Source organism: Mucilaginibacter daejeonensis (genome assembly GCF_020783335.1).
Lineage (GTDB): Bacteria > Bacteroidota > Bacteroidia > Sphingobacteriales > Sphingobacteriaceae > Mucilaginibacter > Mucilaginibacter daejeonensis.
This window is the reverse complement of the sequence record NZ_CP086068.1, coordinates 2,285,073-2,311,798: the sequence shown is the minus strand read 5'-3', so window position 1 is coordinate 2,311,798 and position 26,726 is coordinate 2,285,073. Positions and strand designations below refer to the sequence as shown.

At 47.3% G+C, this 26,726-nt stretch carries 22 protein-coding genes; 8 read left to right on the top strand and 14 right to left on the bottom strand.

Translation table 11 applies throughout. From position 1 onward, the window contains the following. Positions 1-48 precede the first annotated feature (48 nt). On the top strand, positions 49-1,749 hold the full coding sequence (locus LLH06_RS09685) for an amino acid permease (protein ID WP_228173165.1): 1,701 nt from the start codon (positions 49-51) through the stop codon (positions 1,747-1,749). 95 nt (positions 1,750-1,844) lie between these two features. Here LLH06_RS09685 and LLH06_RS09680 read toward each other — a convergent pair whose 3' ends face one another. Beyond that, positions 1,845-4,040, bottom strand: coding sequence for an FUSC family protein (locus LLH06_RS09680; protein WP_228173164.1), 2,196 nt, complete (start codon positions 4,038-4,040; stop codon positions 1,845-1,847). Between the two features lie 185 nt (positions 4,041-4,225). Here LLH06_RS09680 and LLH06_RS09675 point away from each other — a divergent pair, with 185 nt between their 5' ends. Together LLH06_RS09675 and LLH06_RS09670 are read left to right on the top strand one after the other, a co-directional pair. Then, entirely contained in the window at positions 4,226-6,823 is a 2,598-nt protein-coding gene (locus LLH06_RS09675) for a phosphoenolpyruvate carboxylase (RefSeq protein ID WP_228173163.1), read from the top strand. Between the two features lie 88 nt (positions 6,824-6,911). Beyond that, positions 6,912-7,445 (top strand): DUF4142 domain-containing protein, encoded by a 534-nt coding sequence (locus LLH06_RS09670; protein WP_228173162.1) that lies wholly within the window; start codon positions 6,912-6,914, stop codon positions 7,443-7,445. Between the two features lie 192 nt (positions 7,446-7,637). Here LLH06_RS09670 and LLH06_RS09665 read toward each other — a convergent pair whose 3' ends face one another. The 7 genes from LLH06_RS09665 to LLH06_RS09635 form a co-directional block, all read right to left on the bottom strand. Next, positions 7,638-8,891 (bottom strand): tetratricopeptide repeat protein, encoded by a 1,254-nt coding sequence (locus LLH06_RS09665; protein ID WP_228173161.1) that lies wholly within the window; start codon positions 8,889-8,891, stop codon positions 7,638-7,640. An 8-nt stretch (positions 8,892-8,899) separates the two neighbouring features. Then, on the bottom strand, positions 8,900-10,021 hold the full coding sequence (locus LLH06_RS09660; RefSeq protein WP_228173160.1) for a tetratricopeptide repeat protein: 1,122 nt from the start codon (positions 10,019-10,021) through the stop codon (positions 8,900-8,902). Between the two features lie 3 nt (positions 10,022-10,024). Further along, positions 10,025-12,598 carry a DNA gyrase subunit A gene (gyrA, locus tag LLH06_RS09655; protein ID WP_228173159.1) on the bottom strand — a complete coding sequence of 858 codons (2,574 nt, stop codon included), beginning with the start codon at positions 12,596-12,598 and terminating at the stop codon, positions 10,025-10,027. A 207-nt stretch (positions 12,599-12,805) separates the two neighbouring features. Then, the gene (locus LLH06_RS09650) at positions 12,806-13,207 is read right to left on the bottom strand and encodes a hypothetical protein (RefSeq protein ID WP_228173158.1); all 402 of its coding nucleotides are present in this window, start codon (positions 13,205-13,207) and stop codon (positions 12,806-12,808) included. Between the two features lie 10 nt (positions 13,208-13,217). After that, positions 13,218-14,129: an oxygen-dependent coproporphyrinogen oxidase gene (gene hemF, locus LLH06_RS09645; RefSeq protein ID WP_228173157.1), complete on the bottom strand. Its 912-nt coding sequence runs from the start codon at positions 14,127-14,129 to the stop codon at positions 13,218-13,220. Positions 14,130-14,179: 50 nt separating this feature from the next. Then, positions 14,180-15,466: an MFS transporter gene (locus LLH06_RS09640; protein ID WP_228173156.1), complete on the bottom strand. Its 1,287-nt coding sequence runs from the start codon at positions 15,464-15,466 to the stop codon at positions 14,180-14,182. Between the two features lie 119 nt (positions 15,467-15,585). Beyond that, positions 15,586-15,783 carry a cold-shock protein gene (locus tag LLH06_RS09635; protein WP_228173155.1) on the bottom strand — a complete coding sequence of 66 codons (198 nt, stop codon included), beginning with the start codon at positions 15,781-15,783 and terminating at the stop codon, positions 15,586-15,588. A gap of 359 nt (positions 15,784-16,142) precedes the next feature. On the opposite strand from LLH06_RS09635, the gene LLH06_RS09630 reads away from it, so the two are divergent. Then, positions 16,143-17,921 (top strand): glycoside hydrolase family 15 protein, encoded by a 1,779-nt coding sequence (locus LLH06_RS09630; RefSeq protein ID WP_228173154.1) that lies wholly within the window; start codon positions 16,143-16,145, stop codon positions 17,919-17,921. A 75-nt stretch (positions 17,922-17,996) separates the two neighbouring features. Here LLH06_RS09630 and LLH06_RS09625 read toward each other — a convergent pair whose 3' ends face one another. Continuing rightward, positions 17,997-18,932 (bottom strand): MBL fold metallo-hydrolase, encoded by a 936-nt coding sequence (locus LLH06_RS09625; protein ID WP_228173153.1) that lies wholly within the window; start codon positions 18,930-18,932, stop codon positions 17,997-17,999. A 205-nt stretch (positions 18,933-19,137) separates the two neighbouring features. Between LLH06_RS09625 and LLH06_RS09620 the strand changes: the two genes are divergently transcribed. Together LLH06_RS09620 and LLH06_RS09615 are read left to right on the top strand one after the other, a co-directional pair. After that, the gene (locus LLH06_RS09620; RefSeq protein ID WP_228173152.1) at positions 19,138-19,383 is read left to right on the top strand and encodes a hypothetical protein; all 246 of its coding nucleotides are present in this window, start codon (positions 19,138-19,140) and stop codon (positions 19,381-19,383) included. A gap of 2 nt (positions 19,384-19,385) precedes the next feature. Continuing rightward, the gene (locus LLH06_RS09615) at positions 19,386-20,342 is read left to right on the top strand and encodes an aldo/keto reductase (protein ID WP_228173151.1); all 957 of its coding nucleotides are present in this window, start codon (positions 19,386-19,388) and stop codon (positions 20,340-20,342) included. Positions 20,343-20,416: 74 nt separating this feature from the next. Here the strand turns inward: LLH06_RS09615 and LLH06_RS09610 are convergent, their stop codons facing one another. Then, the gene (locus LLH06_RS09610) at positions 20,417-21,175 is read right to left on the bottom strand and encodes a hypothetical protein (protein ID WP_228173150.1); all 759 of its coding nucleotides are present in this window, start codon (positions 21,173-21,175) and stop codon (positions 20,417-20,419) included. Positions 21,176-21,341: 166 nt separating this feature from the next. On the opposite strand from LLH06_RS09610, the gene LLH06_RS09605 reads away from it, so the two are divergent. Together LLH06_RS09605 and LLH06_RS09600 are read left to right on the top strand one after the other, a co-directional pair. Beyond that, positions 21,342-22,631, top strand: a complete 1,290-nt coding sequence (locus tag LLH06_RS09605; protein WP_228173149.1) for a PQQ-dependent sugar dehydrogenase — start codon at positions 21,342-21,344, stop codon at positions 22,629-22,631. Position 22,632: 1 nt separating this feature from the next. Continuing rightward, the gene (locus LLH06_RS09600; RefSeq protein ID WP_228173148.1) at positions 22,633-23,067 is read left to right on the top strand and encodes a c-type cytochrome; all 435 of its coding nucleotides are present in this window, start codon (positions 22,633-22,635) and stop codon (positions 23,065-23,067) included. Positions 23,068-23,137: 70 nt separating this feature from the next. Here the strand turns inward: LLH06_RS09600 and LLH06_RS09595 are convergent, their stop codons facing one another. The 4 genes from LLH06_RS09595 to LLH06_RS09580 all read right to left on the bottom strand — a co-directional run bounded on the left by LLH06_RS09595 (position 23,138) and on the right by LLH06_RS09580 (position 26,725). Beyond that, a complete protein-coding gene (locus tag LLH06_RS09595; RefSeq protein ID WP_228173147.1) occupies positions 23,138-24,655 on the bottom strand; it encodes a choice-of-anchor I family protein in 1,518 nt (505 codons plus the stop codon). A 116-nt stretch (positions 24,656-24,771) separates the two neighbouring features. Further along, the gene (locus tag LLH06_RS09590) at positions 24,772-25,068 is read right to left on the bottom strand and encodes a hypothetical protein (protein WP_228173146.1); all 297 of its coding nucleotides are present in this window, start codon (positions 25,066-25,068) and stop codon (positions 24,772-24,774) included. Between the two features lie 45 nt (positions 25,069-25,113). Continuing rightward, positions 25,114-25,863 (bottom strand): ABC transporter ATP-binding protein, encoded by a 750-nt coding sequence (locus LLH06_RS09585; protein ID WP_228173145.1) that lies wholly within the window; start codon positions 25,861-25,863, stop codon positions 25,114-25,116. After that, positions 25,850-26,725, bottom strand: a complete 876-nt coding sequence (locus LLH06_RS09580; RefSeq protein ID WP_228173144.1) for an ABC transporter permease — start codon at positions 26,723-26,725, stop codon at positions 25,850-25,852. The genes LLH06_RS09585 and LLH06_RS09580 overlap by 14 nt, the downstream gene beginning before the upstream one ends. Position 26,726: the final 1 nt, after the last annotated feature.

Below are 26,726 nucleotides of genomic sequence, written 5' to 3'. Positions count from 1 at the left end.
TTCACGTAAAAAATGGTTATGTTTGGTAGTTGAACGTAATATTGATCCATGTCGAAAAGTTTATTTCGAAAAAAATCTCTCCATAAAATATTAGCCGACGTACAAAGCGGTTTTAGCGACAGCGAGCACACCGGCGGACATCTCAAAAAAGAACTTCGTACTGAAGACCTTACCCTGATGGGTATCGCGGCCGTTGTGGGCGCGGGCATCTTTTCTACTATCGGAACGGCATCGTTCAACGGTGGTCCGGGTGTTACCATTTTGTTCGTGTTGACAGCGATCACCTGTGGGTTCTCGGCTATGTGCTATGCTGAATTTGCATCCCGTATACCGGTAGCTGGCAGCGCATACACCTACGCTTATGCCTCGTTCGGCGAGCTGATCGCCTGGATCATTGGGTGGGATCTGCTGATGGAATATGCTATCGGCAATATAGCCGTGGCCATATCCTGGAGCGAATATTTCGTGAATCTGCTCGAAGGATTCCATGTGCATTTGCCCGAGTACCTCACTATGGATTACTTTTCGGCATTTAAAGGACACATGCGTTTGCAGGAGCTTACAGCTGCGGGCAACCTGGGCGAGGTGACCGACCGTTTGAGAGCGGAAGCTGCTGCCTGGGCCACAGCGCCAGGATCTGGTAACTTCAAATTGATCGCTAATATACCAGCGTTACTTATCGTCGTGCTGATCACTTATTTGGTATACATCGGCATCCGCGAGACCAAGCGCGTGACCAATGGTATGGTAATGCTTAAGATAGGGGTGGTGATCGCCGTGATCCTTTTAGGCTTCTTTTATGTAACACCAGCCAACTGGCATCCTTTCCTGCCTAATGGCTTCAGCGGCGTGATGAAAGGCGTGTCAGGTGTATTCTTTGCCTACATCGGTTTCGATGCCATATCTACCACTGCTGAAGAATGCGAGAACCCCCAGCGCGACCTGCCTAAAGGAATGATCTATTCGCTGATCATCTGTACGGTACTGTATGTGCTGATCGCCCTGGTGCTTACTGGCATGGTTAATTATAAAGACCTGCAAGTGGGGGACCCGCTGGCATTCGTTTTTGCAAAAGTCGGGTTGAAGAAGATCAGCTATGTGATATCTATTAGTGCCGTGATAGCCACGGCCAGCGTGTTGCTGATCTTTCAATTAGGGCAGCCTCGTATCTGGATGAGCATGAGCCGCGACGGTCTGTTACCCAAAGCTTTCTCGCGTATTCACCCGGTGTATCAAACGCCATCGTTCGCTACGATCATCACCGGTATCGTGGTGGCCGTTCCAGCCTTATTCATGAATTTGACCGAGGTGACCGACCTGACCAGTATAGGTACTTTATTTGCGTTCGTGCTGGTATGCGGTGGGGTGTTATTATTGCCTAAGGAAGAAGCTCATCAAGGTCGCTTTAAGATACCATATGTCAACGCAAAATGGATCGTGCCGGTGCTGTTCATTGGTGGAGTTTTTTTCTTCCGTTCTAACATTATCAATGCTTTTTCAGCGCCTGATAGTCATCAACAATTCCCCTTCGCATTGTTCCTGATCTTGTCGGCTACGCTGACCGTTCTGGCCTTCATGAAGAACTTATCATTGATACCGGTACTCGGTTTATTGAGCTGCTTTTATTTGATGACAGAGCTGGGCTACACCAATTGGCTTCGCTTCCTGATCTGGCTGGTACTGGGTTTAGTGGTCTATTTCTCGTACGGCTACCGCAATAGTAAGTTGAACACCACAATAGCCCACTAAAAATCAACTATTACATATAAAAAGCTAGATAATTCTGGCTTTTTTGGTTTATGGGTATTCGTCTGCGAATTGCGATAAGACAACTGGATATCTCGTTATGCCAAGATGTTGTCGGTAACCTTGGCGATATCATGAGCGATCTTGTGGATGAATCCTAATTGCTCGGTCAGCAGAGCTTCATCAGGGGATAATTGGTTGGCTGGTACAGACGACCGTTCATTTGGTACTGTCAGTTCGTTCGAGAACTCAATGACCTTACCACCAAGCTTTTTGGAGCTTTCATTTAAGGCCACTATCGCACGGCGGATCATTTTTACATTGTCGGCCTTGTTCTCATAGGTCGGTTTCGACGTCACTACGGATGCCATGGTAGCGATGTATGATGAAAGGATATGATTCAACACCACGAACCTATGCACCTCTTTGCTTTTATGTTGTTTAGCCCGCGGCTCGGATGCCATTCGCTCAAAAGCTCCTGAAAGATTAGCTGATTTGATGTAAACTTCCTTACGGGCCAATTTATAAGCTGTGGTATTCACTGGTATCCCGGCTATACTTTCGCCGATCTTGATCAGGTATTCTACATTGGCAGTGATCACCTCATGTAAACTCTCGTGCAACTGATCCGACTCCCATGTAGGAAAAATGAGATAATTGGCCGCAAATGCGATCACCGAACCGATGATGGTGTCGATCACCCGTTCCTCGGCCACATTCAAATGCCCTACACCCAAGAACTTGAACAGGATCAACACATAAGGCGTCATCATGATGATGGCCACTACATAGTGAGTGCGAATGAAGCTGTAGGCACCGATCATTAACGCGGCCAGGATCAAGAATTGTGCGGTGTCATTCCTTACGAACGTCAAAATGGCCACACCGATAAGTCCGCCCACAATAGTACCTATCAAACGCTCAATGTTGCGCTGCTTGGATAATGCGAACGCAGGCTTGATGATCACAATTATGGTAAGCAGTACCCAGTAACTATGCTGACCGAAGGCCACATGCTTGCCGGTCACAGCATTGATGAAATGAAGCAGCGCGCTGCTCTTGGTAATGATAAATCCTAACAAACACACCAACGATACCCGCAACGCGAATTTGAATGTTGCAGACCGAAAGTTAAGGTTGTCCAACAATAGGCGCGGCGAATAATCCTGCCGGGCCACAAATTTATCATACTCCACAGCCGATGACCTGCCCATGGGCTTTTTCAGGTTGCGGATCTTGTGGTAACGATAAATATCGATGATCTTCTTATTGAGGTCGCGCAGGTTCACCAGTACCTTTTTCAGCACCATGTTACTGTTGCCTTGTTCGGTATTTCCCATCGCGTCTATCTTCACTTTGAGCTCTTCTAACTCTGGTAAAAAACGCACATTCGAGTGATAGGAGGTGTTGGACAGTACAGCATAGCCTATGTTATCCAGCTCGTCGGCCATGCGGTGCAAGAGGTGACCAATGTCGCTCAGGATACCGCTTTTCCCGAACTTGTCGCGCATTTGGCCGTAATCATAATGGGTGGCCATCACTTGCTCAAAAAGATCGACCAGGTCTACGAAGGTAAGAACCAGCATACGGCTATAATTGGTCGACTCCTTTACCAGCAAACGGCTTTTAAAGAGCAGTTCACGCAAAGTATCCTGATGCTGGCTTACATGTATCTGCTCTGATACCAGTTTACGGTAATTATCGTCGATGTCGGTCGAGGGCAAGTAGAAGTCGGCTTTGATACGCAGGAACTTTACGATATCCCGGATATTCTCGCCCAAAGCCTGTTGCGCGGCACGATAGGGGCGAATACCGAAAAAGAGCATGCTCATGAGCATATACCATATACCACCTGACAATACGGTAAGGCTGTAAGGTATAACCTTGTCAGGCGTAAGCGCCTTATCCATGATGAAGATCATGGCCAGCAGACCAGCAGTACCTACCGATGCGGCCCTGTTGCCATATACCACTAAAAAGGAAAAGATGAAGGCGAGTATCGTGACCACCGTGCCCAGCACCCATAAGTTGTAACGGGCAAAACCGGTAAGCACAGCCACCAGGAATACAACCGCATTTCCGATCAGCATGGCGTTGCGCTTATGCAATAACGGCCCCGGATTGTCCAATACCGTCATACAAACCGCACCCAAGGAAATGGTCAAGCCGGTTTGCAGCATATCCATTTGCGCAAATAAGAGAGCCGGGAGCAATAAGCCCATGCTGATGCGCAAACCGTCAGAGAAATATTGGCTAAAAAAGAAGGTCTTTATTTCGCGGGTGTGTTTAGCCATGAAACTGAGTGGTGCCGATAGGTCGCGCTACAAATGTATATAAACTGTGTAGCAAGTAACAAATAATTAAAAGTCTACTGAATAACTATAATTTATGCGGGAAGTTTTGAGTTTTTATGCATAAGATGCGTATTTTGACCGCGTTTTACCGCCTGCGCATGCAAGCGGCCACCTTATACTAAAACATGAGCGTACCACATACCACAAGCCAACGCGAGACCGTTTTTAACCAGGAAGTACTTACCCGCTTCGAGTTATATAACAGCCTGTTCCTCACACTACCATTCTACCAGGTAAAGGACACCGGCATACTGCTTCCTTTTTTTAGCTCACACTGCGAAAAAGGCGTGGCTGCGCTAAAGTCACCTTCCGAGATCATCGATTCATTCTTTGAAGAACGCGTTCCTGGTGTAGACGAGCGAGAGCACATTAACCGCTTGTTCCGCTTCATTCAATATATTGAGAGGCAGGTGGTGTTGTTCGATGCTATTGAAGACTCATCGTTCAGCAAGATCAACCGGGGTGATGAAAGCGGTACATTACATGGCCTGATGCAGCAGATCGCGCACAGCGATGAGTTGCGCGAACGTGTAAGCGAACAGTTAAAAGACTTTTCCTTGCGCTTGGTCCTTACCGCGCATCCCACACAATTTTACCCTGGCACGGTACTCACCATCATGACCGACCTCATTGAGGCGCTTAAGACCAATGACATCAATACGGTGAACCTGCTGTTACAGCAATTGGGTAAAACACCGTTCTTCAATAAAACATCTCCAACACCTGTCGATGAAGCGATCAGCCTCATCTGGTTCTTGGAGCATGTGTTCTATTATGCGCTGGCCAACATCCAGACTCGCCTTAACGGCGAATTTGGCTCGGAGTTGCTTCCTCATCAGATCTTTGAACTGGGCTTTTGGCCTGGAGGTGACAGAGATGGTAACCCGAACGTGAAGACCAATTCAACACGCACCGTAGCCGCAACATTAAGGCAGATCATCTTCAGGTGTTACTACCGTGACTACCGGATCCTGAAACGCCGTATCACCTTCAGAGGGGTTGAAGAGCCAATGGAAAAGATCGGCAAGTTGCTATATGATAATGCTTTCAATCCTAAGCCAGATGCCGGCGACCTGCAACAGGAAATGCTTGGCCTTTTGCAAAACATCAAGGACACGCAGATCAAGGAGCATAACGGAATATTTGTTGAATTAGTGGAGGACCTGGCCCTCAAGATCCGCTTGTACGGCTGTTACTTTGCCGGATTGGACATTCGTCAGGATAGCCGCGTATTGCGTAGCGTATTCCAATTCGGTTTAGAAAAGCCGGAAACCTACAATGGCTTACCTGCGGAAGGCTATGCCGACCTGAGCGAAGAGGAGAAGCTAAAATTGATCAGCTTCAATGAAGTTGACCTGCCATGCAGCGAGGAAGAGCAGGAGGGGATCGACCCAATGATCACTGACACCTTGTGCACCATCAGGCTGATGCATGACATACAACGCAACAACGGCGAAAAGGCCTGCCACCGCTTCATCATCAGTAATTGCCAGCAAGCATCAGACATTCTACAACTGATGAACTTGTTCCTGTGGTGTGGCTGGACCAAAGAAGATCTGACGGTAGACTTTATGCCATTATTCGAGACCGTGAACGATCTTCAGCATGCGGCCGGCGTAATGGAAAAGCTTTACACGCATCCTGTATATCAAGAACACTTGAAACGCCGCGGCAACAAACAGATGATCATGCTCGGCTTTTCGGATAGTACCAAAGATGGTGGCTACCTGATGGCCAACTGGTCTATCTATCAGGCTAAGGTCGAGTTGACCGCGATCACCAAGACCTATGGTATCGACCTGGCATTTTTTGATGGGAGGGGAGGTCCACCCGCACGTGGTGGTGGCAAAACACACCGTTTCTACGCAGCTATGGGCAAAGAGATAGCCAACAAGCATATTCAACTGACCATCCAAGGCCAGACCGTGAGCTCACAATACGGATCCATCGAAACTGCAAAGTTCAACATAGAGCAGTTGGTGAACGCCGGCATCACTTCAGCGCTACAGCTTAACCATAGTGATGAATTGAACGATAAGGACAAAGAATTACTATCGCTGATGGCCAACGAAAGCTTCGACAAATTCATGGCCTTACGTAAGCATCCGTTGTTCACTGATTACCTGGAGAACATGAGTCCGCTTAAATTGCTTTCAGGCATCAACATCAGTAGCCGGCCAACCAAGCGTAACGCCGGCGCTCCATTGAAACTGGAAGATCTGCGTGCGATCAGCTTCGTGACCTCGTGGAGCCAGTTGAAACAGAACGTTCCTGGCTTTTATGGCGTGGGCTCAGCATTACAGAAGGCTAAAAAAGATGGTAAATGGCAAGCCGCGGTGGACCTGTACAAAGATTCAGGCTTTTTTAAGACCATGATCGATAATTGTATGATGTCGATGTCGAAGTCAGACTTCCGGGTTACCGCACACTTACGTTACGACAAAAAATATGGTGAGTTCTGGAAATCATTAAAAGAAGAATATGATCTGACCAAAGCCTTATTGCTCGAGTTGACCGGTACAGAGTTCCTGATGCAGGAATATCCGATAGAAAAGCGATCGATAGCCATGCGTGAACGTATCGTGCTACCTTTAGTTGTGATACAACATTTTGCACTACAAAAATTGAAGAATGTGGAGGATGAAGAACTTCGGAACGCTTACAGCAAACTGGTGATCCGTACCGTTTACGGCATCGTTAACGCAGGTCGTAATTTGGCGTAAGCGTAGTTTTGACATTAATGTGATCGTTCGTAAACCAGTTGCAGATTTGATTGTTAGATATTCCAAGTACTAACCATCATCTCTCAACATGAAAAACATACTTTATTTCAGCGTCATCGCATCTTTAGCGCTGTCAACAACATCATGCGGCGATAATAGAAAAGCCAAGAATTATAACCAAAAGACCTTGGTGGATGACATGGGTCTGGCTTTTGTGAAAAAAGCTACTGAAGCTGGCGCTACTGAGATAAAGGCAGCAACCGTGGCCGAACAAAAGTCGCAGAATCCACGTGTGCTGGCTTTTGCCAAAATGATGATCACTGATCATACAGCGGCCGGCAACGAGTTGAAAAAGATCGCTGACGAAAAATACGTTTCATATTCTGACTCATTAAGTCAGGAACATCAGCAAATGATCGATAGCATTTCGCAATTAAGCGGACCAGCTTTTGATAAAGCTTATATGAATATGATGGTGATGGATCACGGCAAGGTGATCGAGCTTTTTAAAGACGCAGGCCGCAATACCAATAAGACCATCAATAAATATGCGAACAAAACCGTACCAAAGCTACAGGAGCATTTAGATTCGGCCAAAGCGATCAACGCGTCGCTGAAATAAGATAACACTTCGATAAACAAAAAAGACGGATCAGAATGGTTCGTCTTTTTTGTTGGTGATCATCTGATTACATCTTGCCGTTATCACTAAAAACCTCAATTTATTTCGACCAAATATAATTCTCATAATTAACATTATGTTAAGTAATATGTCCTGAAGAAAAGCCCTACTTATGAGGGCTCTTCAATTTTATTATTGTAAAGCATCGATCTTCTTTTTGATCTCGGCGGTCTTTACGTTATCTTTTTTAATGATGTAATAGTTACGAAGGTTACCTAATGCAGCTGCAGATTTTGGATCAAGCTCAACAGCTTTTTCCAGGTATGGTTTTGCTTTGTCTACAGCGGCAGTAACTTTTGCCATCAAGGCATTGTATTCTTTTTGCTTGGCTTGTGGTAATTTATTAGCGGTGTTGTAATCGTCAACAGCTGGCGTCATTAACACGTAGCCCATGTTAAGGTTAGCATCAAAGTAATTCGGATCCAACTCAACGGCTTTTTGATAAGCAGCAGCAGCTTTGTCCAGGTTCTCTTGTCTGGTCTTCAACGCAGCAGCCTTAGCAGCAGGATCTTTTGCAGCCTTAGCAGCCTTTTCGCTTGCTTCAGCGATCTTACCATGCGCTACACCTGAGTAAAAGTAAAGTGTCTTGTTCTTAGGGTCTGTTGCGATAGCTTGTTCGATCTTGCCAACAAATTCAGCTTGTTTGCCTTGTTGCAAAGCGATCTCTACCTCACGTCCACGCAGTGCCGCACTGTTAGGGAATTTGCTCACACCTTCGCTAACTGCATTCAATGCCGCTGTGGTATCTTTGCTCATCAAATAGATGTTCGAAAGATCAGCATAGATGTCGGCACGCTTGCTGTAATTAGTGGTTACCAGCTTTTTGTACTGGGCGATAGCTGCTGGGTAATTTTTCGAGTTAGCAGCTGCTAAACCAGTGTAGAATATCGCAGTGGTGTCTTCGGGATAAACAGTGCGGTAAGCATCGAAAGATTTATAAGCATCTTCGAATTTCTGACCTTGAAACTCTTTTACACCTTTATTCAACTGGTAGTACGCTAAATATTGGTTCGCGGCGTCGGTCAGTTTCTTGTACTCCCCTTTTGTGTCGGTCTCCTTTGCTTTTTTTACAGCTTCAGCAGCAGTGTTGAATAGCGGTGTTGAGGTCGCGGCCACGGTATCGCTGTAAGCTAACACACCGTAAATAGCGCCTTTTAAGGCGTAAGTTTGCGGAAGATTTGCTGTCTTTTCGTTAGCTGATGCTTTATCGATAGACGTTTTAGCAGTTGTCAAACTGGTAGCGGCCATGTTAGCCGTGCTCTTATTTTGACGCAAGGTCTCGTATTTATCGTACTCTGACTGCGCCGTTGATAATTCTGATTTTTGGGCGAAAGCTGTTGCCGAGAAAAGGCAAATGGCGCCCGCCATTAAAAACTTATTTTTCATATGAGGACTTAGTTTGTTAACTGTTGCAATTTATTATTTATGTAATTCAATTGATCATCATTGCCATTCTTGGCATATATCAGTTGTAACAACTTTAAAGTATCAACGTTCTTCGGCGACATTTCATATGCCTTTTGCAACCAAAGAGCTGCACGTGCACGTTCTTTTTCAGCGTCTTCAGGTTTTTTTAGCCCGGCACTACGCTTTAAGTAGATCAATCCGAGGTTAAATACCGGATCATAAGCGGCATTGTTGAGGTCTATGGCACGCAGATACAATGACTCGGCGCGGTCATACTGACCTAAATGATCGTAGCAGTTAGCTGCGGTAAATATTACCTCGGCATCGCTACTATAACTATCCAGCAGATCTTTTAATAACGGCTCTAAAGCCCGGTAATTGCGCTGATCGTTGTAAATGTTGGCTTCGTTCAATAACAGTGACCGGTCGTTAGGTAAAAGTTTTCTACCCCTTTTCAGCGTCTCGATAGCTTTAGTGGTGTCTCCCAGCGTCTTGTAAATGTTGGTGGCAGCAATTACGTATTCCAGCTTTACGCTGTCTGATTGGATCAGCTCATCATAGAACTTTACAGCTTCGTTCAACCTACCTGCGCGTGTATTGGCGTATGCGATGTAGGCGTTGATCTGCGGGAAATCAGGTGCGTAACTTTTGGCGCTGACGAATGAATTGACCGCATTGTTCAGGTCCAGGTCCCTGATCTGTTGGAAACCATTACGAATGAACACATTGGCCAGGCAGCGCTTGGCGAAGTTCAGCTCGTTCTGGTATTTGTAGATCCTCTTGTTCTCGGCCAGTCTGTCTACCAGTGCTACCGTTTTCGGAAAAAGGTCGGCCGGTTGATTGAGTTGGTTCGTCGAATCCAAATAGGCGATGCTCGAGTAAACGATCGCTTTGTAAAGGTTCTTGCTTAGGTTAGATGAATCCGACTTAGTCTTGATCAAACTATCTACCGATTTTTTGGCGTTGCTTAAATACTTAAGCTCACCTTTTTGGCGGTAATAAGCAAGGTTGTTCACCACGACCTTCAACGCTTCTGACTGAGCAAAAGCCACCGGTGCGGTGAACAACACAAATAGGGTCAGTATAACGATCTTTCGACCTGATATCATGCTTTATTCGTTTTCTGTATCTTCCGGAGCGTCAGCACTTGGGCTGTCGGTATCTTCGGTACCTACATCGCTCGCGTTGGTGTTCAATGTGTTATCGATCGCTTGTTCAAGCTCTTCTTCCTCACTGTGCTCGATCTTGGCTACTGAAGCGATCTCGTCGTTACCTTTCAAGGTGATCAGTTTAACACCTTGAGTAGCACGACCCATGGTACGTAACTCATTCATCGCGATACGAATGATCACACCTGAACGGTTGATGATCATCAGATCGTCAGTATCTGTAACATCTTTAATGGCAACAAGTTTGCCTGTTTTCTCGGTTATGCTGATGGTCTTAACACCTTTACCGCCACGGTTAGTAACGCGGTAATCCTCGATATCGGTGCGTTTGCCGTAACCTTTCTCAGATACCACGAGTACAGTGGTCTCGGCATCGTTGATGGCGATCATACCTACTACCTCATCTTTGTCATCCTCCAAAGTGATACCACGAACACCGGTAGCGGTACGACCCATTGGGCGCACGGTAGACTCGTTGAAACGGATCGCACGTCCTGATCTTAGCGCCATAACGATCTCGCTGGTCCCGGTGGTGAGGGTAGCTTCAAGCAATGTATCACCATCATTGATGTTAATGGCATTGATACCGTTAGAACGCGGACGAGAGTACGCCTCGAGCGAGGTCTTTTTGATGGTACCTTTGCTGGTACACATAATGATGAAGTTGTTCTCAAGGTAGTCCTGGTCTTTCAGGTTCTTCACCTTGATGTATGCTTTGATCTTCTCCTCTTTAGGGATATTGATGATATTCTGAATGGCACGGCCTTTAGAGGTACGCGTACCTTCAGGTATTTCGAACACCCGCAGCCAGAAACAACGCCCGGCCTCGGTAAAGAACAACATATAGTTGTGGTTGGATGCCACAAGTAAGTGCTCGATGAAATCCTCATCACGGCTATTGCTACCGATAGCACCCTTGCCTCCCCTGCCCTGACGGCGGTACTCCGTCAACGGTGTGCGTTTGATGTAGCCTTCGTGCGATATGGTGATCACCACTTCCTCATCTTCGATGAAGTCCTCGGTCATCATTTCGGCGCTTGAGTGAACCATTTCGGTCTTACGCTCATCGCCATATTTCTCCTTGATCTCGAGCAGTTCGTCCTTAATGATCTTCATCTGCAATGCAGGATCGGCCAGGATAGACTTCAAGTAATCGATGGTCTTCATTAACTCGGCGTACTCCTCTTTGATCTTATCACGCTCCAGGCCGGTCAAACGACGCAGCGTCATATCCAAGATCGCACGTGCCTGTATCTCGCTCAAGCCGAATTGGCTCATTAACCCGTCGCGTGCTTCTTCGGGAGTTTGTGAGGCGCGGATCAAACGGATCACCTCGTCCAAATGGTCAAGTGCGATCAGTAAGCCTTCCAGGATGTGTGCACGCTTTTCAGCTTCGGCCAGCTCGTAACGGGTACGGCGAACCACTACTTCCTGGCGGTGCTCGATAAAATGGTGGATCAGCTCGCGCAGGTTGAGCAGCATTGGGCGGCCCTTTACCAGCGCGATGTTGTTCACGCTGAAAGAGGTTTGCAGCGAGGTATATTTGTAAAGGTTATTGAGTACGATGTTGGCGTTTCCATCGCGTTTCACCTCGTAAACCACGCGGATACCCTCGCGGCTCGATTCGTCACGAATCGTGGAAATGCCTTCTATCTTTTTCTCATTCACCAGTTCGGCCGTACGCTCGATCATTTGAGCCTTGTTCACCTGGTAAGGTATCTCGGTCACCACGATGCGTTCACGGTCGTTATTAAAGGTCTCAATTTCGGCACGGGCGCGCAATATGATACGGCCACGACCGGTCTCGAAAGCATCCTTAGCGCCTTCATAACCGTATATGATACCGCCGGTAGGGAAATCAGGACCTTTGATGTATTGCATCAGTTCTGAAACCTCGATGTCGCGGTTATCGATCTGTGCTACGGTGGCGTCGATCACTTCGGTAAGGTTGTGAGGCGCCATGTTAGTGGCCATACCTACAGCGATACCCGAAGCACCGTTCACCAATAGGTTAGGTATCTTGGCAGGTAACACGCTTGGTTCTTCCAGCGTATCATCAAAGTTGAGTTGATAGTCGATCGTATCTTTATTGATATCGGCCATCATCTCTTCGGCTATCTTTTGCAAGCGAGCCTCCGTGTAACGCATTGCCGCAGGGCTGTCACCGTCTATCGATCCGTAGTTACCCTGGCCCTCTACCAATGGATAACGCAAGCTCCAATCCTGAGCCATACGTACCATTGTATCATATACCGAGGAGTCACCGTGCGGGTGGTATTTACCCAACACCTCACCTACTATACGTGCCGATTTTTTGTATGGTTTACCACTGCTCAGTCCCAGGTCAAGCATACCGAACAGTACACGGCGGTGAACGGGTTTCAAACCGTCGCGTACATCGGGCAGTGCCCTCGATACGATAACCGACATTGAATAATCAATGTAGGCCGACCGCATCTCTTCATCTATATTTATTGGAATGATCCTGTCCTCGTTCTGTGAATTATCTTCAGCCATTTGGAATTTTTAGTAAGAAAGATCTGCTCTAAACTTTAGGTAAAAGTAAATTATTTGACCTGCGAAGATATAAGATCTGAAGCTAATACCGTAAAGTTATACCCCTTATGTGAGTAACTTTTTCGGCTTTGATCGCCCTGTTTAGCTCATTGATCAGCTTACTTGCCAACATCTGCTCGAGCCATCGATCAATATGTTAGGTAGGTGTTATTTGAGCTTGGTCCAGTACTCTTCTACCTCCATGCCGGTCGGCAACTTAGCTTTGAGCGTGAGCGTATCGTTCTTCACCTGGTAATGGTAATGCACGCCAACATTGGTCAGTTTGGATGGCTGAGTACTAAAGGTCTCGGTCTCGATGCATGTGTCGCCTTTAAGCTCATAGTTGCCGGCCTGAAACTTTTGTGGTTCGACGTTAGCCTCGATCATGTTCGCTTCAAAGGCTTTGGAGGTGTATGTACGTTCAAGTTGATAGCCTTCGGTACTTCCCTCCTTTTTTCCGTCGTAAATGCCGCCGGCATATTTCCATTTGCCTTTCAGTGTGGCATGATCACCGCATGAAGCCAGGCTTAGGGCAGCGATCGTGATCATCAGGACCTTGTTGTATCTCATAGGGAATGTGTTATATCCAGTTTATGTTCTTTTTGAGCAGGCTAAGCGTCTTTTCTTCTTGGCTGCCTTGCTCAGGCACGTAGTTGTACAACCATTTGGCTGTAGGTGGCAAACTCATGAGTATCGATTCGATACGGCCGTTGGTCTCCAGACCGAATTTGGTACCGGCGTCATATACCAGATTGAACTCTGTATAGCGGCTACGGCGTTGGTATTGCCATTGCTGCTCAGCTTCGGTAAATGAGCGATTGCGGTTGCGGTTCACCAGTTCGGTGTACATGGGCGCGAAGGTACGGCCTACCGCTTGGGAGAACTCAAATATATTCTCCCAGCTGATGTCATCCGTAGCGGTGAGCCGGTCATAAAATATGCCGCCTACACCACGCGTTTCGTCACGGTGTTTGATGAAGAAATAGTCATCGGCCCAGGTCTTGAAGCGAGGATAAAAGCCTGCGTTGAATTGGTCGCAAACGCTTTTTAAGGTTCCGTGAAAAAAGCGGGCATCATCTTCGATCACATAATGCGGGGTCAAGTCGATACCCCCGCCGAACCAGCGTAACGGTTCCCCCCCTTCAATGGATGACGGCATTTCGAAGTAACGGATGTTCATGTGAATGATCGGTACCCAAGGGTGGTTCGGGTGAATAACGATGGAAACTCCGGTAGCAAAAAAGTCGTCGTGGTCTACCTTTAAGGCTCTCTTAACACTGTCAGGTAGTTTACCTTCCACAGCCGAAAAGTTCACTCCACCTTTTTCCAGGATGTTTCCGTTCTGTATCACGCGTGTGCGGCCGCCGCCACCGCCGTCGCGGCTCCAAAGCTCCTCTTCAAATCGGGCGCTGCCATCCAGCTGTTCAAGGCTTTGGCATATCTCGTCCTGTATGGTCTTATAGTCGTTGGCTATGGTCTCTTTGCTGATCATCGTGGCAAAGTTGCAAAAAATGTATCTAACAACTAACCTTGCGTATCAATTCAGGACCCTGCTGCTTGTAAAGCATCAGGGTCTTGGTCATACTCGATGTAATTGAGGTCTTTGCCAAAGCTCTCTTTCAGTTGACTGAGGGCTATCAAGGCAATGATGGTCACCAGCCCCATCATTACATACGCGCTAATGATGATGCTATTGGTGTAACCTTGTTGTTTGAAATAGTGAACGAAGAATTCATAGCCTAATGTGATCGGGATCAATGCGCCCCGTACAAAGTTGGGTACCGTAGTTGTCACTGTAGCCCTGATATTGGTGCCGAATTGCTCCGAAGCGATGGTGCAGAACGTAGCCCAATAACCGATGAAGACCCCGATAAACAAGCAAGTACCGATGAATTGTGACCGTGTGATACCATGCTGATTGAGGTAGTACACCACACTGATGACAGACATGATCTGAAACACCAGCATCGTAAGTTTGCGCGAACGGGTCAACTGAGCGAAAAGGCCAGCCAGCATGTCCCCTATGGAAAGGCCAATGTACGTATACATGATACCCGTACCAGCACTCAAAGGCTCAGCAGAGCCCAGTTCCTTACCGATCTCGGGCGATTGGGTGATCAGTATACCCACTACGAACCACAATGGCATACCAATAAGGATGCAGCACAAGTATTTGATAAAGCGTTTACGATCAGTGAATAGCATCCAAAAGTTACCTTTCGATACACCACTTTGCTCGGCGTGCTTGAACATGCCTGATTCGAACGTGCCAACGCGCAACAGCAACAATAGCACACCCAAACCACCACCAATGAAGTAAGCATTTTGCCAGCCAAATTTGGCTACAGTGGCAGCTGCCGCAGCACCGAACAAACCGATCACGGCTACAAGTGCTGTACCGTAACCGCGTTTTTCTTTGCTCATGGTCTCGCTTACCAGTGTGATGCCGGCACCTAATTCGCCCGCCAGACCTATACCGGCGATGAATCTAACTATAGCATAGAAAGTATAAGTGGTGGCAAAGCCATTGGCAAAGTTAGCCAGTGAATACAAGAGTATGGAACCGAACAGCACTTTGATACGGCCGTACTTATCACCAATGACGCCCCACAAAATGCCGCCCAATAGCAGGCCGAACATTTGCATATTGATGATGAACTCGCCTTTGGTACGCATTTCGGCATCAGTGACGCCAATGTCGTGCAGGCTTTGTACCCGAACTATGGAGAAGATCAGCAGGTCATAAATGTCAACGAAGTAACCAAGGGCGGCCACAATGACCAAAAAGACAACGTTCTTAGTGCTTTTAGTAATAGCGATATCAGACATGGATTTATCAATGGGATCAGTAAAGCGTTGATCCGCGGCTTCTAATATAATGATAACCCACAAAAAAACCCCTTAAAAGGGGTTCTGTATCTAAGTTTATATATTGGTGCTTACGGTCGTTACACTTTTTTAACGCGTACTGCCTGAAGCCCTTTGCGGCCCTCTTCAACTTCGTACTCTACGGTGTCGTTATCTTTAATGGCATTTACGCCGCCTTCAACATCTTTAAAGTGTACAAAAAGATCTTTGCCCTCGTCAGTAATGATAAAGCCAAAGCCTTTTTGAGTGTTGAACCATTTTACTTTTCCAGTCTTCATAATTTAAGTTTATAAGTTTATTGGTAGTTAATAATAAGGCCGAACTGAAGTTATAAAATGGTGTGATCCAGCAAAATAAATTAGTTGTGCAGCGAATTATTTACTCAAATATATAAATTTTGGATCATCCAATAATAATTTAATTTTTTTAGCTTGTTAAGTTAACCTTTTGTACTTGTGGTATTTAACTAAAGCATCAAATGTATGGATTCGAGTATATGATATCATATAGTGTATCCCATCGTCAGGGTTACGTACACCACACCTCATTATATCCAAATACTTTCAACATTAAGCGGTGTCTGTTGTTGCATAAGGGAAATTCATAGCACCATCCCCGACCAACAACTGATCACCTGATGAAGCATACGTATAATACCGGAATTATAGGAAACTGCGCCTTCCTGGCACACATTAATAAGAATACGAACGTTGATTGGCTTTGCTGGCCACGTTTTGATAGCACATTCGTTTTCGGCGGATTGCTGGATAAAAAGAAAGGCGGCGAGTTCTCGATCCTTCCAGATGGGGAATACACTTCTAATCAATATTACCTCGAGAATACCAACGTACTGATCACCGAGATCACGGTCGCTGCGGGCGGCAAGTACCGCATCACCGACTTTGCGCCGCGCTTTCAGGAACACGCGCGTTATTACAAGCCGCTCATGCTGATCCGTAAGATCGAGGTGTTAGAAGGCTCGCCACGAGTGCGGGTCAAATGCCGTCCAGTGACCGATTACGGTAAAAAAGAATTGACCGTTAACCGCGGAAGCAATCACATTCAATACCTGGGTGGCGAGGAACGCATCAGGCTGACCACCAACATACCGATCAGCTACATATTTGATGATCACGCCTTTATTCTTAACGACTGTAAGTATTTAGTGCTTACCTATGGCGAGCCGTTGGAAGCTCCATTGATAAGCACTGCTGAACGCTTTTTGAGAGAGACGGTACAATACTGGCGCCGTTGGATCAAGCACTCATCCATTGCCGGTTTCTACCAGCCTTATGTGATCCGCTCGGCCCTGGCTTTGAAGATACACCAGTACGAAGATACTGGTGCGATCATTGCCGCCAGTACCACCAGCCTGCCTGAGCACCCGGGTAGCGGGCGTACGTGGGATTACCGTTACTGCTGGCTGCGCGACACATTCTATGTGATCAGCTCGCTCAATCACATCGGGCATTTTGAGGAAATGGAGAAGTACTTTAATTACGTGACCGACATTTCTTTTTCTGAGAATTTTCGCTATCAGCCACTGTACGGCATAGCCGGCGAGCACGACCTGGAAGAGTATACCGTTGACCTGGAAGGTTATGAAGGCAACCAGCCGGTGCGGATCGGCAACCAGGCATCAGAGCACATTCAAAACGATATTTACGGACAAGTATTAGTGTCGGTACTGCCTTTGTATACCGATCATCGTTTTATCATTGACGAGCGTAAGGATTCGGCCAAATGGGTGGACTATCTATTAAGCAAGATCGAGCGTACCATTGATGAAAAGGACGCGGGTATATGGGAATTCCGTAATATGGCCAACATTCATTGCTATAGTAACCTGTTCCAATGGGCCGGTGCATCGGCTGCCGAAAAGATGGCACGTACGATCAACAACGAGGAGCTGATCAACCGTGCTATCGCCATGAAAGAACGTGCCGCTGCTCACATCGAAAGTTGTTATGACCCTGAACGTAAAGTATATACTAATGCTGCTGGTAGTAAACATTTAGATGCCAGTACGCTACAGTTGATCATGATGAACTATCTTGATCCGACGTCTGATCGTGCCAAAGATCACTTGAAAGCATTGGAAGCTGAGTTAAGGACCGAGCACGGCCTCTTCTACCGCTACCTGCACGCCGATGATTTTGGTAAGCCAAAGACCACATTTCTGATCTGTGCGTTTTGGTATGTAGAAGCATTGGCCTGTGTTGGCCGTGTGGACGATGCCATTCGCGAGTTCGAGAACATCATCAAATACAGTAATCACCTATTGCTGTTCAGCGAGGATGTGGCTCATGAGGATGGCAGCCAATGGGGTAACTTCCCGCAGGCATACAGCCACGTAGGTTTGATGAACGCGGCATACCGCATAGCCATGAAATTGGACAGACCTATATTCTTGTAAAATAAAACACAGCTAAACAAGAAGGGCTGCCTCTTTATGAGGCAGCCCTTCTTGTTTTTATTGAACGATCAATGGTTACTTAACAAATGCCTTGGTGACGGCAAAAGCAGCCATCGCACCCATTAGTCCTACCACCGCTTTAAATTTATTGGTAGTGCGGAACGGTGGCACATAATAAGTACCGCTTTCGTCGGCCAGTGCCGCCTCTTCTACATAACGACCGCCTTTTGGTATGGCCATCTGCTCAAAATTCTCCGCTAAGCGGCGTAGTTCCAATTGCAATTCCCTTCCTCGCATCACCGGTCCATGACCGGTAGCCGCTATACGGGGCTCCAGGTAAGATAGCACTTTAACGGACGCTTCAGCAGCTACCCAATCGGTGGTGAAGTACCGGGGTGGGGACGATATCTTTTTGATGTTCCCTAATAAATGTACGGCCGACTCGGCCTTAGTGGTAACGAACGCATCCCCTGCGATGAGCGTTGTATTTAGTGGAAGGAACAGCGAGATGTGACCCGGTGAATGACCAGGTGTATGGATCACGCGCCACTCTGGAAGTTCAGGTATACCGTTCTCGATATCAATGATGCGAATGTTATTACTGATATCAAGTGGATCACGGCGGAACAATAGCGACATCAACGACATCAGTCCTTCGCCTACTGTAGGATCTGGCGGTGGATATGATGACATGCCGGTGAGGTAAGGGACCTCAAGTTCATGTGCATATACCGGAACGTCCCAGTGCTTCAATAGCTCTTCCAAAGCGCCGGTATGATCAGAGTGTGCGTGGGTCAGTATGATTGCCGATGGTTTAGCGCCTACGCCGAACAAGCTTTCGGCCATGTCAATGATCCGTTGAGATGAGCCCTGTATGCCAGCGTCTACCAATACCCAACCTTTAGGAAATCCCCGGCGGTTGGCGATCATGTAAACATTTACAAATAATATACGCATTCCCCAAACGCCTTGCGCTACCTGGAAATAAGAGTGTTTTTTTTCGAATAGCATCGATCAGTTTATAATGTTGGGATAACAGGCCCTGTAATTAATAGTTTCAAAATATAACTTAAAGTGTACCACTATATTGTATAACAGTGACATATCACGTTAAACCTAAACCTCTTTGATATCAACTTTATGGTGTAACAAACAATTAGCGTTCAAACACATTCATTAGTTATAACATTAGTGCAACCGATATATATTTAAGAAGATGGAACAACAATTTGACGCCGTACTAACCGGATCTGACACGCCTGTGGAGGGTGTGGCCACTGCCCTTGACCTTGCGGGATACAGTAGTGCATATGAATTTAAAGCCATTGACGAGACCATTCATTTAGTGATCGGCCGTAACCCTCAAGGCAAATGGGAACGTGTTGCCGGCACCGAACCTTATTTTGCTGGATGGGTAGATGAACTTGCCGAACAGGCCGGTAATACCACACCAATGGTATAACGATGGAAAACAGAAAGATAGGTAGATCGGACCTCAGTATAGCGCCGCTGGTATTTGGTGGCAACGTGTTCGGGTGGACCATTGACGAGCGCACCTCGTTCACCTTGCTCGATGCCTTTGTTGACCATGGCTTGAACTGCATCGATACTGCTGATGTTTACTCACGCTGGGCACCGGGCAACCAGGGCGGCGAATCAGAGACCATTATTGGCAACTGGCTCAAAAAGTCCGGCAAGCGTAACGATGTCATCATTGCGACCAAGGTCGGTAGTTCGATGACGGCTAATGACAGCAAGAAGAACCTGTCAAAGGCATACATCTTGAAAGGTGTTGAAGATTCATTGCGTAGATTACAGACCGACCATATCGACCTGTATCAATCGCATTACGATGATAAGGATACCGCCGTGCAGGAAATGCTGGAGGCGTATAATCAGCTGATCAAAGATGGAAAGGTGCGTTACATCGGCGCTTCGAATTTTTCGCCAGAGCGTTTGAAAGAATCATTAGAGACCGGTGAACGATCAGGTCTTCCCTCCTATGTAAGCTTACAGCCGGAATACAATCTCTATGACCGTGAAGGCTATGAAGAGGAGCTGGAAGCGTTATGCAAAAAATACGGCCTTGGCGTGATCACTTACTATTCTTTGGCCAGCGGCTTTTTAAGCGGGAAATACCGAAGCGAAAACGACCTCAACAAAAGTAAACGCGGTCAGGGTATTAAGAAATATCTGAACGATCGTGGCCAGCGCATCCTTATGGCTCTGGATGATTCGTCGAAAGAGCACAATGCATCTCCGGCAGCCATTTCATTGGCTTGGGTAATGGCAAGGCCAACCGTGACCGCTCCTATCGCCAGCGCGACGAGTGTTGAGCAGCTAAAGGAGTTGGCAAGGTCGGTCGAGATAAAGCTGTCTGCGGAAGATGTAGCTAAACTTGACGAAGCCAGCGCATACTGAGCATGCAAGGTGAAAAATAAAAGGGCTGCCCTGACAAAGGCAGCCCTTTTTGATATATGATGGAGTTATGATGCTCAGAAAGACACACGCTGAACATTAGCCATTTGCATGCGGCCATCACGCGGACCATTTCGGTACTGGTCGTTGTTGTTGCGTTGGTCATTGCCACGGCCCTGAGGATAATTACTGTTCGATCTTCCACCGCCGTTACGGTCGCCCCATTGGTTGCCGCCACCGTTCTGTTGTGGTTGGCCACCCTGCCAGTTGCCGCCTTGTTGCCTGTCGTAACCACCGCGGCGCCCTTCATAAGGGGATACACGGTTATCGTTAAAGCGTCCGTTGTCTCGGCTCCATGTATTGTTGCTGTCGTAAGGTGAGTCCGATGGGCGGCGATCGTAGCCTCTGTTGTTATCCCTGCGATCGTTATAGCGGTCCCGATATGCGTAGGTGCGGTCATCGTTCCAGTTGCCACCCCAATTACCGCCAAAACGGTTGCGGTACACCGAGTGTTGCTCAAATGGCCTCACTGCCCTTACCTGGTAGCGACGTGCCGAACGCCAGTCATAATCATGATAACGGCCCGGCAGGTAAGCGGCGCTTACCCAGCGGCGTCCGCCGTCCATGTAGTAGTAGCAATGTTCGGGCACTGAATAGTATGCCTCTACCTCTGGCAGGTAATAATAATCATCATATACAGCGACCGGCTGCGGCGGAGGCAAACAGCGGGTCACTACCGGAGTACCGATCCTGAAGTTGATGCTGATCTGTGCCTTTGCAGTGGTACCAATAAAAGTACCTGCAGCTATTATAATGGGTAAAATGAACTTTTTCATATCGTTGTTATTTGTTGATATGACATGCGCAGGGTCGCAAGGTTTATTCGGCCATGTGATCATTCATCACAGAACAAAAACATGCACGTTGTAACAACATTATTAGGCAACGGAAGAGCAATTAAGCGGCTAATGATCTACATTTGAGGGAACAACCAATTTACCAATGGAACGAAAGATCGTACTCTCTTCATTCTTGCCTGTGCTGGCAGTTGCCGGCCTTTTATGGTTCAATTCGGGCCATAACGATACTGTTAACGTAACTCCCGATGCTGATAACGCCGGGCTGAAGTTGCCGCAGGGTTTCGGCGCTTTGCGGGCAGCTGAAAATGTTGGTCGCGCCAGGCATATAGCCGTTACCCCTGAAGGCGACGTTTACGCTAAGTTGAACCGCCCTAAAGATGGCGGCGGTATCGTATGGCTGCACGATGCCAATAACGACGGTAAGCTAGAGGACGTAAAAAGCTTTGGCAATTACGGTGGTACCGGTATGTATATTAAGAACGGTTACCTTTACGCATCATCAGACGAGGAAGTGTTCCGTTACAAGCTGGACCAAAAACACCAGGTGGTTGACCCATCATCGCCCGAAAAGATAATCACTGGATTGATCAACCGTCGTCAGCACGAATCTAAATCAGTAGTGCTCGACAATAACGGCAACATTTATGTCAACGTAGGCGCTTACTCTAACTCTTGCCAGGAGAAAGACCGCACCCCCGGTTCGATGGGTCGCAAAGGCTGCCCTATCCTTGACTCCGCAGGTGGTATATGGCAATTTAAGGCCGATAAGCCTAACCAGACCTACAAAGATGGCGTGCGTTATGCCACCGGTTTGCGTAACGTAGTTGGGCTTGACTGGAACCAGCAAAATGACCAACTGTATGTGATGCAGCATGGCCGTGACCAACTGCACGACCTGTTCCCAAAATACTATACCGTTCAGGAATCATCCATTTACCCTGCCGAATGTATGTATGCTTTAAAGAAAGGTGACAATGCCGGCTGGCCGTACATTTACTACAACCAGGATCTGCACAAAAAAATGCTTGCACCTGAGTATGGTGGCGACGGCAAAAAGGAAGGCCCATCGGGTATCATTGACCCTGCCGCAGCGTTCCCTGGTCACCTGGCTCCTAATGGATTATTGTTCTATACTGGCGACCAGTTCCCGGCCCGTTACAAGAATGGTGCGTTCATCGCTTTCCACGGCTCTTGGAATCGTGCCCCTGAACCACAGGCAGGTTTCTTTGTGGTGTTCCAGCCGTTCAAAGATGGTAAGCCATTTGGCAAGTACGAGATATTTGCTGATAACTTTGCCGGCTCACCTGAAAAGACCGCCAGCGGCCGTGTGGACCACAAGCCTTGTGGACTTGCACAAGGTCCTGACGGTTCGTTATATGTGAGCGACGACCTGAAAGGAACTATTTACCGTATCATTTACAACAAAAAATAAAATGAAGCCTGTTTATTTATTCCTGCTAATGGCAGCAGGTTCCATCGGCACCGTTCAAGCTCAAAACGGCGTCAAGAAAAAGGTTGCACCTGCAACTTCAGGCGCCGGTTCGGCCGTTGCTGGCAAAGCAGTGTACACAAAGTATTGCCTGAGCTGCCACATGGCCGATGGTGGTGGCGTACAGAACTTGAACCCACCGCTGATCAAAACCAGCTATGTGCTGGGCGATAAGAATAAGCTGGCTAAGATCGTGCTGAACGGCTTTAGCGAACGTGTGGAGATCGAAGGCGAGATGTACAACAATACGATGCCGTCTTTCAATTACTTGAACGATAAACAAATAGCCGATGTGCTGACCTATGTACGTAACGACTTTGGCAATAAGGCCAGCGCAGTAGTCGTGGCCGAAGTGACCAAAGCCCGTAAAGAAAAATAGTCTTTCGGCTCATTCCAACAAAAAGGCGTTCTGCATAGCAGGACGCCTTTTTGTTTAAAGGGGATCGGTATCAGATCGTTTTTGGGGTGAATACTTTCACCATACCGTCATCTTCGCTGCTCACGATCAACAAGCTCTTTTTGGTAGGGCTCTTGGCAGCAGGTACAAATAATACACCTTCAGGGGCATCACCGCATTTTACCAATTGTAAAAATACCGGCTTGGTGGGTACGGTAATATCATACATGGCCACGGCATCAATGCGCTCCATGCCTACAAAAGCTACCATTTTGTTGCCTACTTTGCCAACGGTCAGGCCTTCCGGCTCTATCGATTTATCATCGCTGCGGTTGTCGTCATAAACATTGGCAGCAACTGCCTTAACATCCAGTTCGTTCTTGCTGTCGAATACCTGTGTGCCGTCGTTGCCATTCCAAACGCTGAATGAACGGGCGCCAAATGAATAAATAACGTCAAGGTCGCCATCACCATCGGTGTCGCCTAAGGTAGTGGTAATGTTCAGGCGGCCTAACTGTGCATCTTTTTGAAGGTCCTTCGCGTTAGGGAATGCCGTTGCATCAAGCTTGATATCCTTAACGCGCTTAGCTTCCACAAAGTTAGTATACTCACGAGCATCACCTTCATTAGCAGTAAAAAGGTATGGCACGCCACCAGATGTAAAAACCGCGATCGCATCAGGCATATAAATGCCTTTTACAGGCCATTTTGCAAAGGTTCCTACCTTATCGTCCTTGTCGCTTGGGTCGATCTCGTTGCCATCAGTATTATAGTCTTTAAAGCCTAACGGGAATATGCCAGTGATCGCTTTGTTCACCAGGTCTACCTTAGCAATGCCATTGTTTTCCTGTAAGGTCACCCATGCGGTCTTCGAGTCTTCAGAAACGGCCACATATTCGGGTTCGATGTCCTTCGCAAAGTCATTAGATGGGCCGAAGATCCTGAACCCTTTGGAAGCCAAAGCGGCGCGCTGACCTGCAAAACCTGAAAGATCAAGGGTAGAAACGCTGTAGTTATCGGCAACTGAGATCACCGATACAGAGCCTACAGGGTCATTGCTGTAATCGGTGCTTGGTTCGCCCTCGTTAGCGGTGATGATGAATTTGCCGTCGGGCGAGAAGGTCACCATATCGGGCAGTGCACCTACGGTCACCACTTTTAGCTCATTGTAATTGCTGGTGTTGAACACGGCTACTTTACCATTGGCTTGTTTGTTGGTTGACTCGATAGCGGCTGCCACCTTGCCTTCAGAAACAGATACGCTGTTGACCGAACCGCCGTAGGTAGCCATCGGGATAGAATGAATGACCTTCATTTTAGTAGGGTCACTCATGTCCAGCACGTCGATCTTGTTCACCGAGCTGTTGTTCACCACGAACAGGCGGTTGGTCGTTGGGTCAAAGGCTGATATCTCGGCCGCGCCGGCATCGCCAATGTCGATCGAACCTATCTCAGCAAAAGTAGCCGGGTCTTCATTAACGAAGAACTCCGGCTCAGTGATCTGATCATTGTCTTTTTTACAACTTGCCAAACCTATGGCTAATGCTAATAAGAGTAAGTAACGCTTCATAAATGTGTTTTTGTTGAAGCATCAAAACTATTAGCCCAAGGTTAAGCGTGTGGTAATGGGTAATAAACTTTGTGTTAAGCTGAAGTACTTACTTAACAGTTCGGGCATTTTATGACTTAGCTGGCCATGCCCAACCTGTCCATGCCTGATACCATGGAGCGATTTTCCAGCATTGGGGCGGTCACTTTGATCTCTTCGATCAGGTAATAGGTCTTTAGCTCACGCTCGTTCACTATCACACTGAAATCGTCGAACTTGATCCCGTCCTCATACGGATATATAGTATAGCCTCTTTTATCGGCATCGTAATGGCCTAACTCAAAAACTTCTTCGTGTTTAATGCCTTTGATCTTAGCGCCTTGCACTAGTTGGTAAGCATCTTTTATAGGAGCAAATTTGTTATTGTTGTTCATAGGTATCACCACCTATACAACTACTTTGCCAATACCAGCAGTTAATTAACTGAACCAGGCAAATAGGTCCACTTGCGTTAAATTTAATTTACTTTCAGTAGATAAGTCGCGAATAATGTCTCCATCATCCATCTGAATGAGCCTGTTGCCATATTGATGTGCATCTTTTAGGTTATGAGTGATCAATATTGCGGTCAGTTTAAGCTCTTTAATTAGTTTATCGGCGGTTGACATGACCAAGGCGGCCGATCGCGGGTCGAGTGCGGCGGTAGGTTCATCAAGCAGTAGGATCTTGCACTCATCCATCACGCTCATTAATAAGGTCAATGCCTGGCGTTGCCCACCTGACAGTGTCCCCATTGCCTGGCCCAATTTATCTTGCAATCCCATATTCAGTATGGAGACCTTGTCCTGTACTTGCTTTTTGAACGCATCGCTGGTGCCTATGCGTAAGCCTTTGCTTTTTGTACGCAAAGCAGCTAACCTAAAATTATCTAATATACTCAGGTCGGGTGCGGTACCGCTCAATGGGTTTTGAAATACGCGCGCGATCCAACGGCTGCGTTCATGGTCAGGCATGCGTGTCACCTCGGTATCATCAAAGTGTATACGACCACTTGTAGGCAGTAAGCTGCCAGCCGTAAGGTTAAGCAGTGTGCTTTTGCCTGACCCATTCGACCCCACGATCACCAAATGGTCGCCATTGTCCACTGTGAGATCAAGCGGCTTAACGGCCTGCACCTCGTTGGCCTTACCTTTATTAAAGGTCTTACTTACTTGTTCAAACCTGATCATGGCGGTCAAATGCTAAGCGTGGTATGCCCACGATCAATAATACTAATATAGCGGTAACAGCTTTGAGCAGGTTAGGGTTTACACCGAGGTCGAGCGTAACGGCCAATACGATCTGGAAAATGATAGCGCCTGCCAATATCAGCACCAGGCTAAGCATAATGGAGGTGACCCGTAACCAGTTGATAAGCGTTTCGCCAATGATCACCGAACCTAAGCCGATGATCACGATACCGATACCCATATTCACATCAGCAAACCCCTGCTGCTGCGTGATCAGGAAGCCACTCAAAGCCGTTAGTGCATTGGCAATAGCCAAACCAATGATCTTCATCCGGTCGGTATTCACACCCAGGGCACGGATCATGGTCTCGCTGTTACCAGTAGCACGCATGGCCAGGCCAAAGTCGGTCTTTAATGATCGGCCGACCGTGATAATGACCACCGCACTAATGATGACAATGACGATCAATGAGTTGATGGTCGGCTCATTGGTCAAACGTATCAAGTCGAAAACAGAAGAAGTACCGATCAGCGGAAGGTTAGACCGGCCGGCAATGGTGAGGTTGACCGAATAAAGCGCCGTCATCACCAGGATACCCGCCAACAATGCGTTGATCCTGATCTTGGTATGGATGAACGCCGTAAACGCCCCAGCTATGGCCCCGGCGATTAACACGATCAGGGCGGTGACATACAATGGGAACGCATGGATCAGCAAAACACCGGTGATCACCCCTCCCAAGGCATAGCTGCCATCGGTAGTTATATCGGGGATGTTAAATATCTTCATGGAAAGGTAAATGCCTACCGCCATCCCTGAAAAGCACAAACCCTGTAATAACGCTGCGAGATACAGATCCATA

Excerpts from the sequence above, each read along its gene's own strand:
- LLH06_RS09685 (WP_228173165.1), top strand. The coding sequence starts at position 49 with ATGTCGAAAAGTTTATTTCGAAAAAAATCTCTCCATAAAATATTAGCC.
- LLH06_RS09680 (WP_228173164.1), bottom strand. The coding sequence starts at position 4,040 with ATGGCTAAACACACCCGCGAAATAAAGACCTTCTTTTTTAGCCAATAT.
- LLH06_RS09675 (WP_228173163.1), top strand. The coding sequence starts at position 4,226 with ATGAGCGTACCACATACCACAAGCCAACGCGAGACCGTTTTTAACCAG.
- LLH06_RS09670 (WP_228173162.1), top strand. The coding sequence starts at position 6,912 with ATGAAAAACATACTTTATTTCAGCGTCATCGCATCTTTAGCGCTGTCA.
- LLH06_RS09665 (WP_228173161.1), bottom strand. The coding sequence starts at position 8,891 with ATGAAAAATAAGTTTTTAATGGCGGGCGCCATTTGCCTTTTCTCGGCA.
- LLH06_RS09660 (WP_228173160.1), bottom strand. The coding sequence starts at position 10,021 with ATGATATCAGGTCGAAAGATCGTTATACTGACCCTATTTGTGTTGTTC.
- gyrA (WP_228173159.1), bottom strand. The coding sequence starts at position 12,598 with ATGGCTGAAGATAATTCACAGAACGAGGACAGGATCATTCCAATAAAT.
- LLH06_RS09650 (WP_228173158.1), bottom strand. The coding sequence starts at position 13,207 with ATGAGATACAACAAGGTCCTGATGATCACGATCGCTGCCCTAAGCCTG.
- hemF (WP_228173157.1), bottom strand. The coding sequence starts at position 14,129 with ATGATCAGCAAAGAGACCATAGCCAACGACTATAAGACCATACAGGAC.
- LLH06_RS09640 (WP_228173156.1), bottom strand. The coding sequence starts at position 15,466 with ATGTCTGATATCGCTATTACTAAAAGCACTAAGAACGTTGTCTTTTTG.
- LLH06_RS09635 (WP_228173155.1), bottom strand. The coding sequence starts at position 15,783 with ATGAAGACTGGAAAAGTAAAATGGTTCAACACTCAAAAAGGCTTTGGC.
- LLH06_RS09630 (WP_228173154.1), top strand. The coding sequence starts at position 16,143 with ATGAAGCATACGTATAATACCGGAATTATAGGAAACTGCGCCTTCCTG.
- LLH06_RS09625 (WP_228173153.1), bottom strand. The coding sequence starts at position 18,932 with ATGCTATTCGAAAAAAAACACTCTTATTTCCAGGTAGCGCAAGGCGTT.
- LLH06_RS09620 (WP_228173152.1), top strand. The coding sequence starts at position 19,138 with ATGGAACAACAATTTGACGCCGTACTAACCGGATCTGACACGCCTGTG.
- LLH06_RS09615 (WP_228173151.1), top strand. The coding sequence starts at position 19,386 with ATGGAAAACAGAAAGATAGGTAGATCGGACCTCAGTATAGCGCCGCTG.
- LLH06_RS09610 (WP_228173150.1), bottom strand. The coding sequence starts at position 21,175 with ATGAAAAAGTTCATTTTACCCATTATAATAGCTGCAGGTACTTTTATT.
- LLH06_RS09605 (WP_228173149.1), top strand. The coding sequence starts at position 21,342 with ATGGAACGAAAGATCGTACTCTCTTCATTCTTGCCTGTGCTGGCAGTT.
- LLH06_RS09600 (WP_228173148.1), top strand. The coding sequence starts at position 22,633 with ATGAAGCCTGTTTATTTATTCCTGCTAATGGCAGCAGGTTCCATCGGC.
- LLH06_RS09595 (WP_228173147.1), bottom strand. The coding sequence starts at position 24,655 with ATGAAGCGTTACTTACTCTTATTAGCATTAGCCATAGGTTTGGCAAGT.
- LLH06_RS09590 (WP_228173146.1), bottom strand. The coding sequence starts at position 25,068 with ATGAACAACAATAACAAATTTGCTCCTATAAAAGATGCTTACCAACTA.
- LLH06_RS09585 (WP_228173145.1), bottom strand. The coding sequence starts at position 25,863 with ATGATCAGGTTTGAACAAGTAAGTAAGACCTTTAATAAAGGTAAGGCC.
- LLH06_RS09580 (WP_228173144.1), bottom strand. The coding sequence starts at position 26,725 with ATGGATCTGTATCTCGCAGCGTTATTACAGGGTTTGTGCTTTTCAGGG.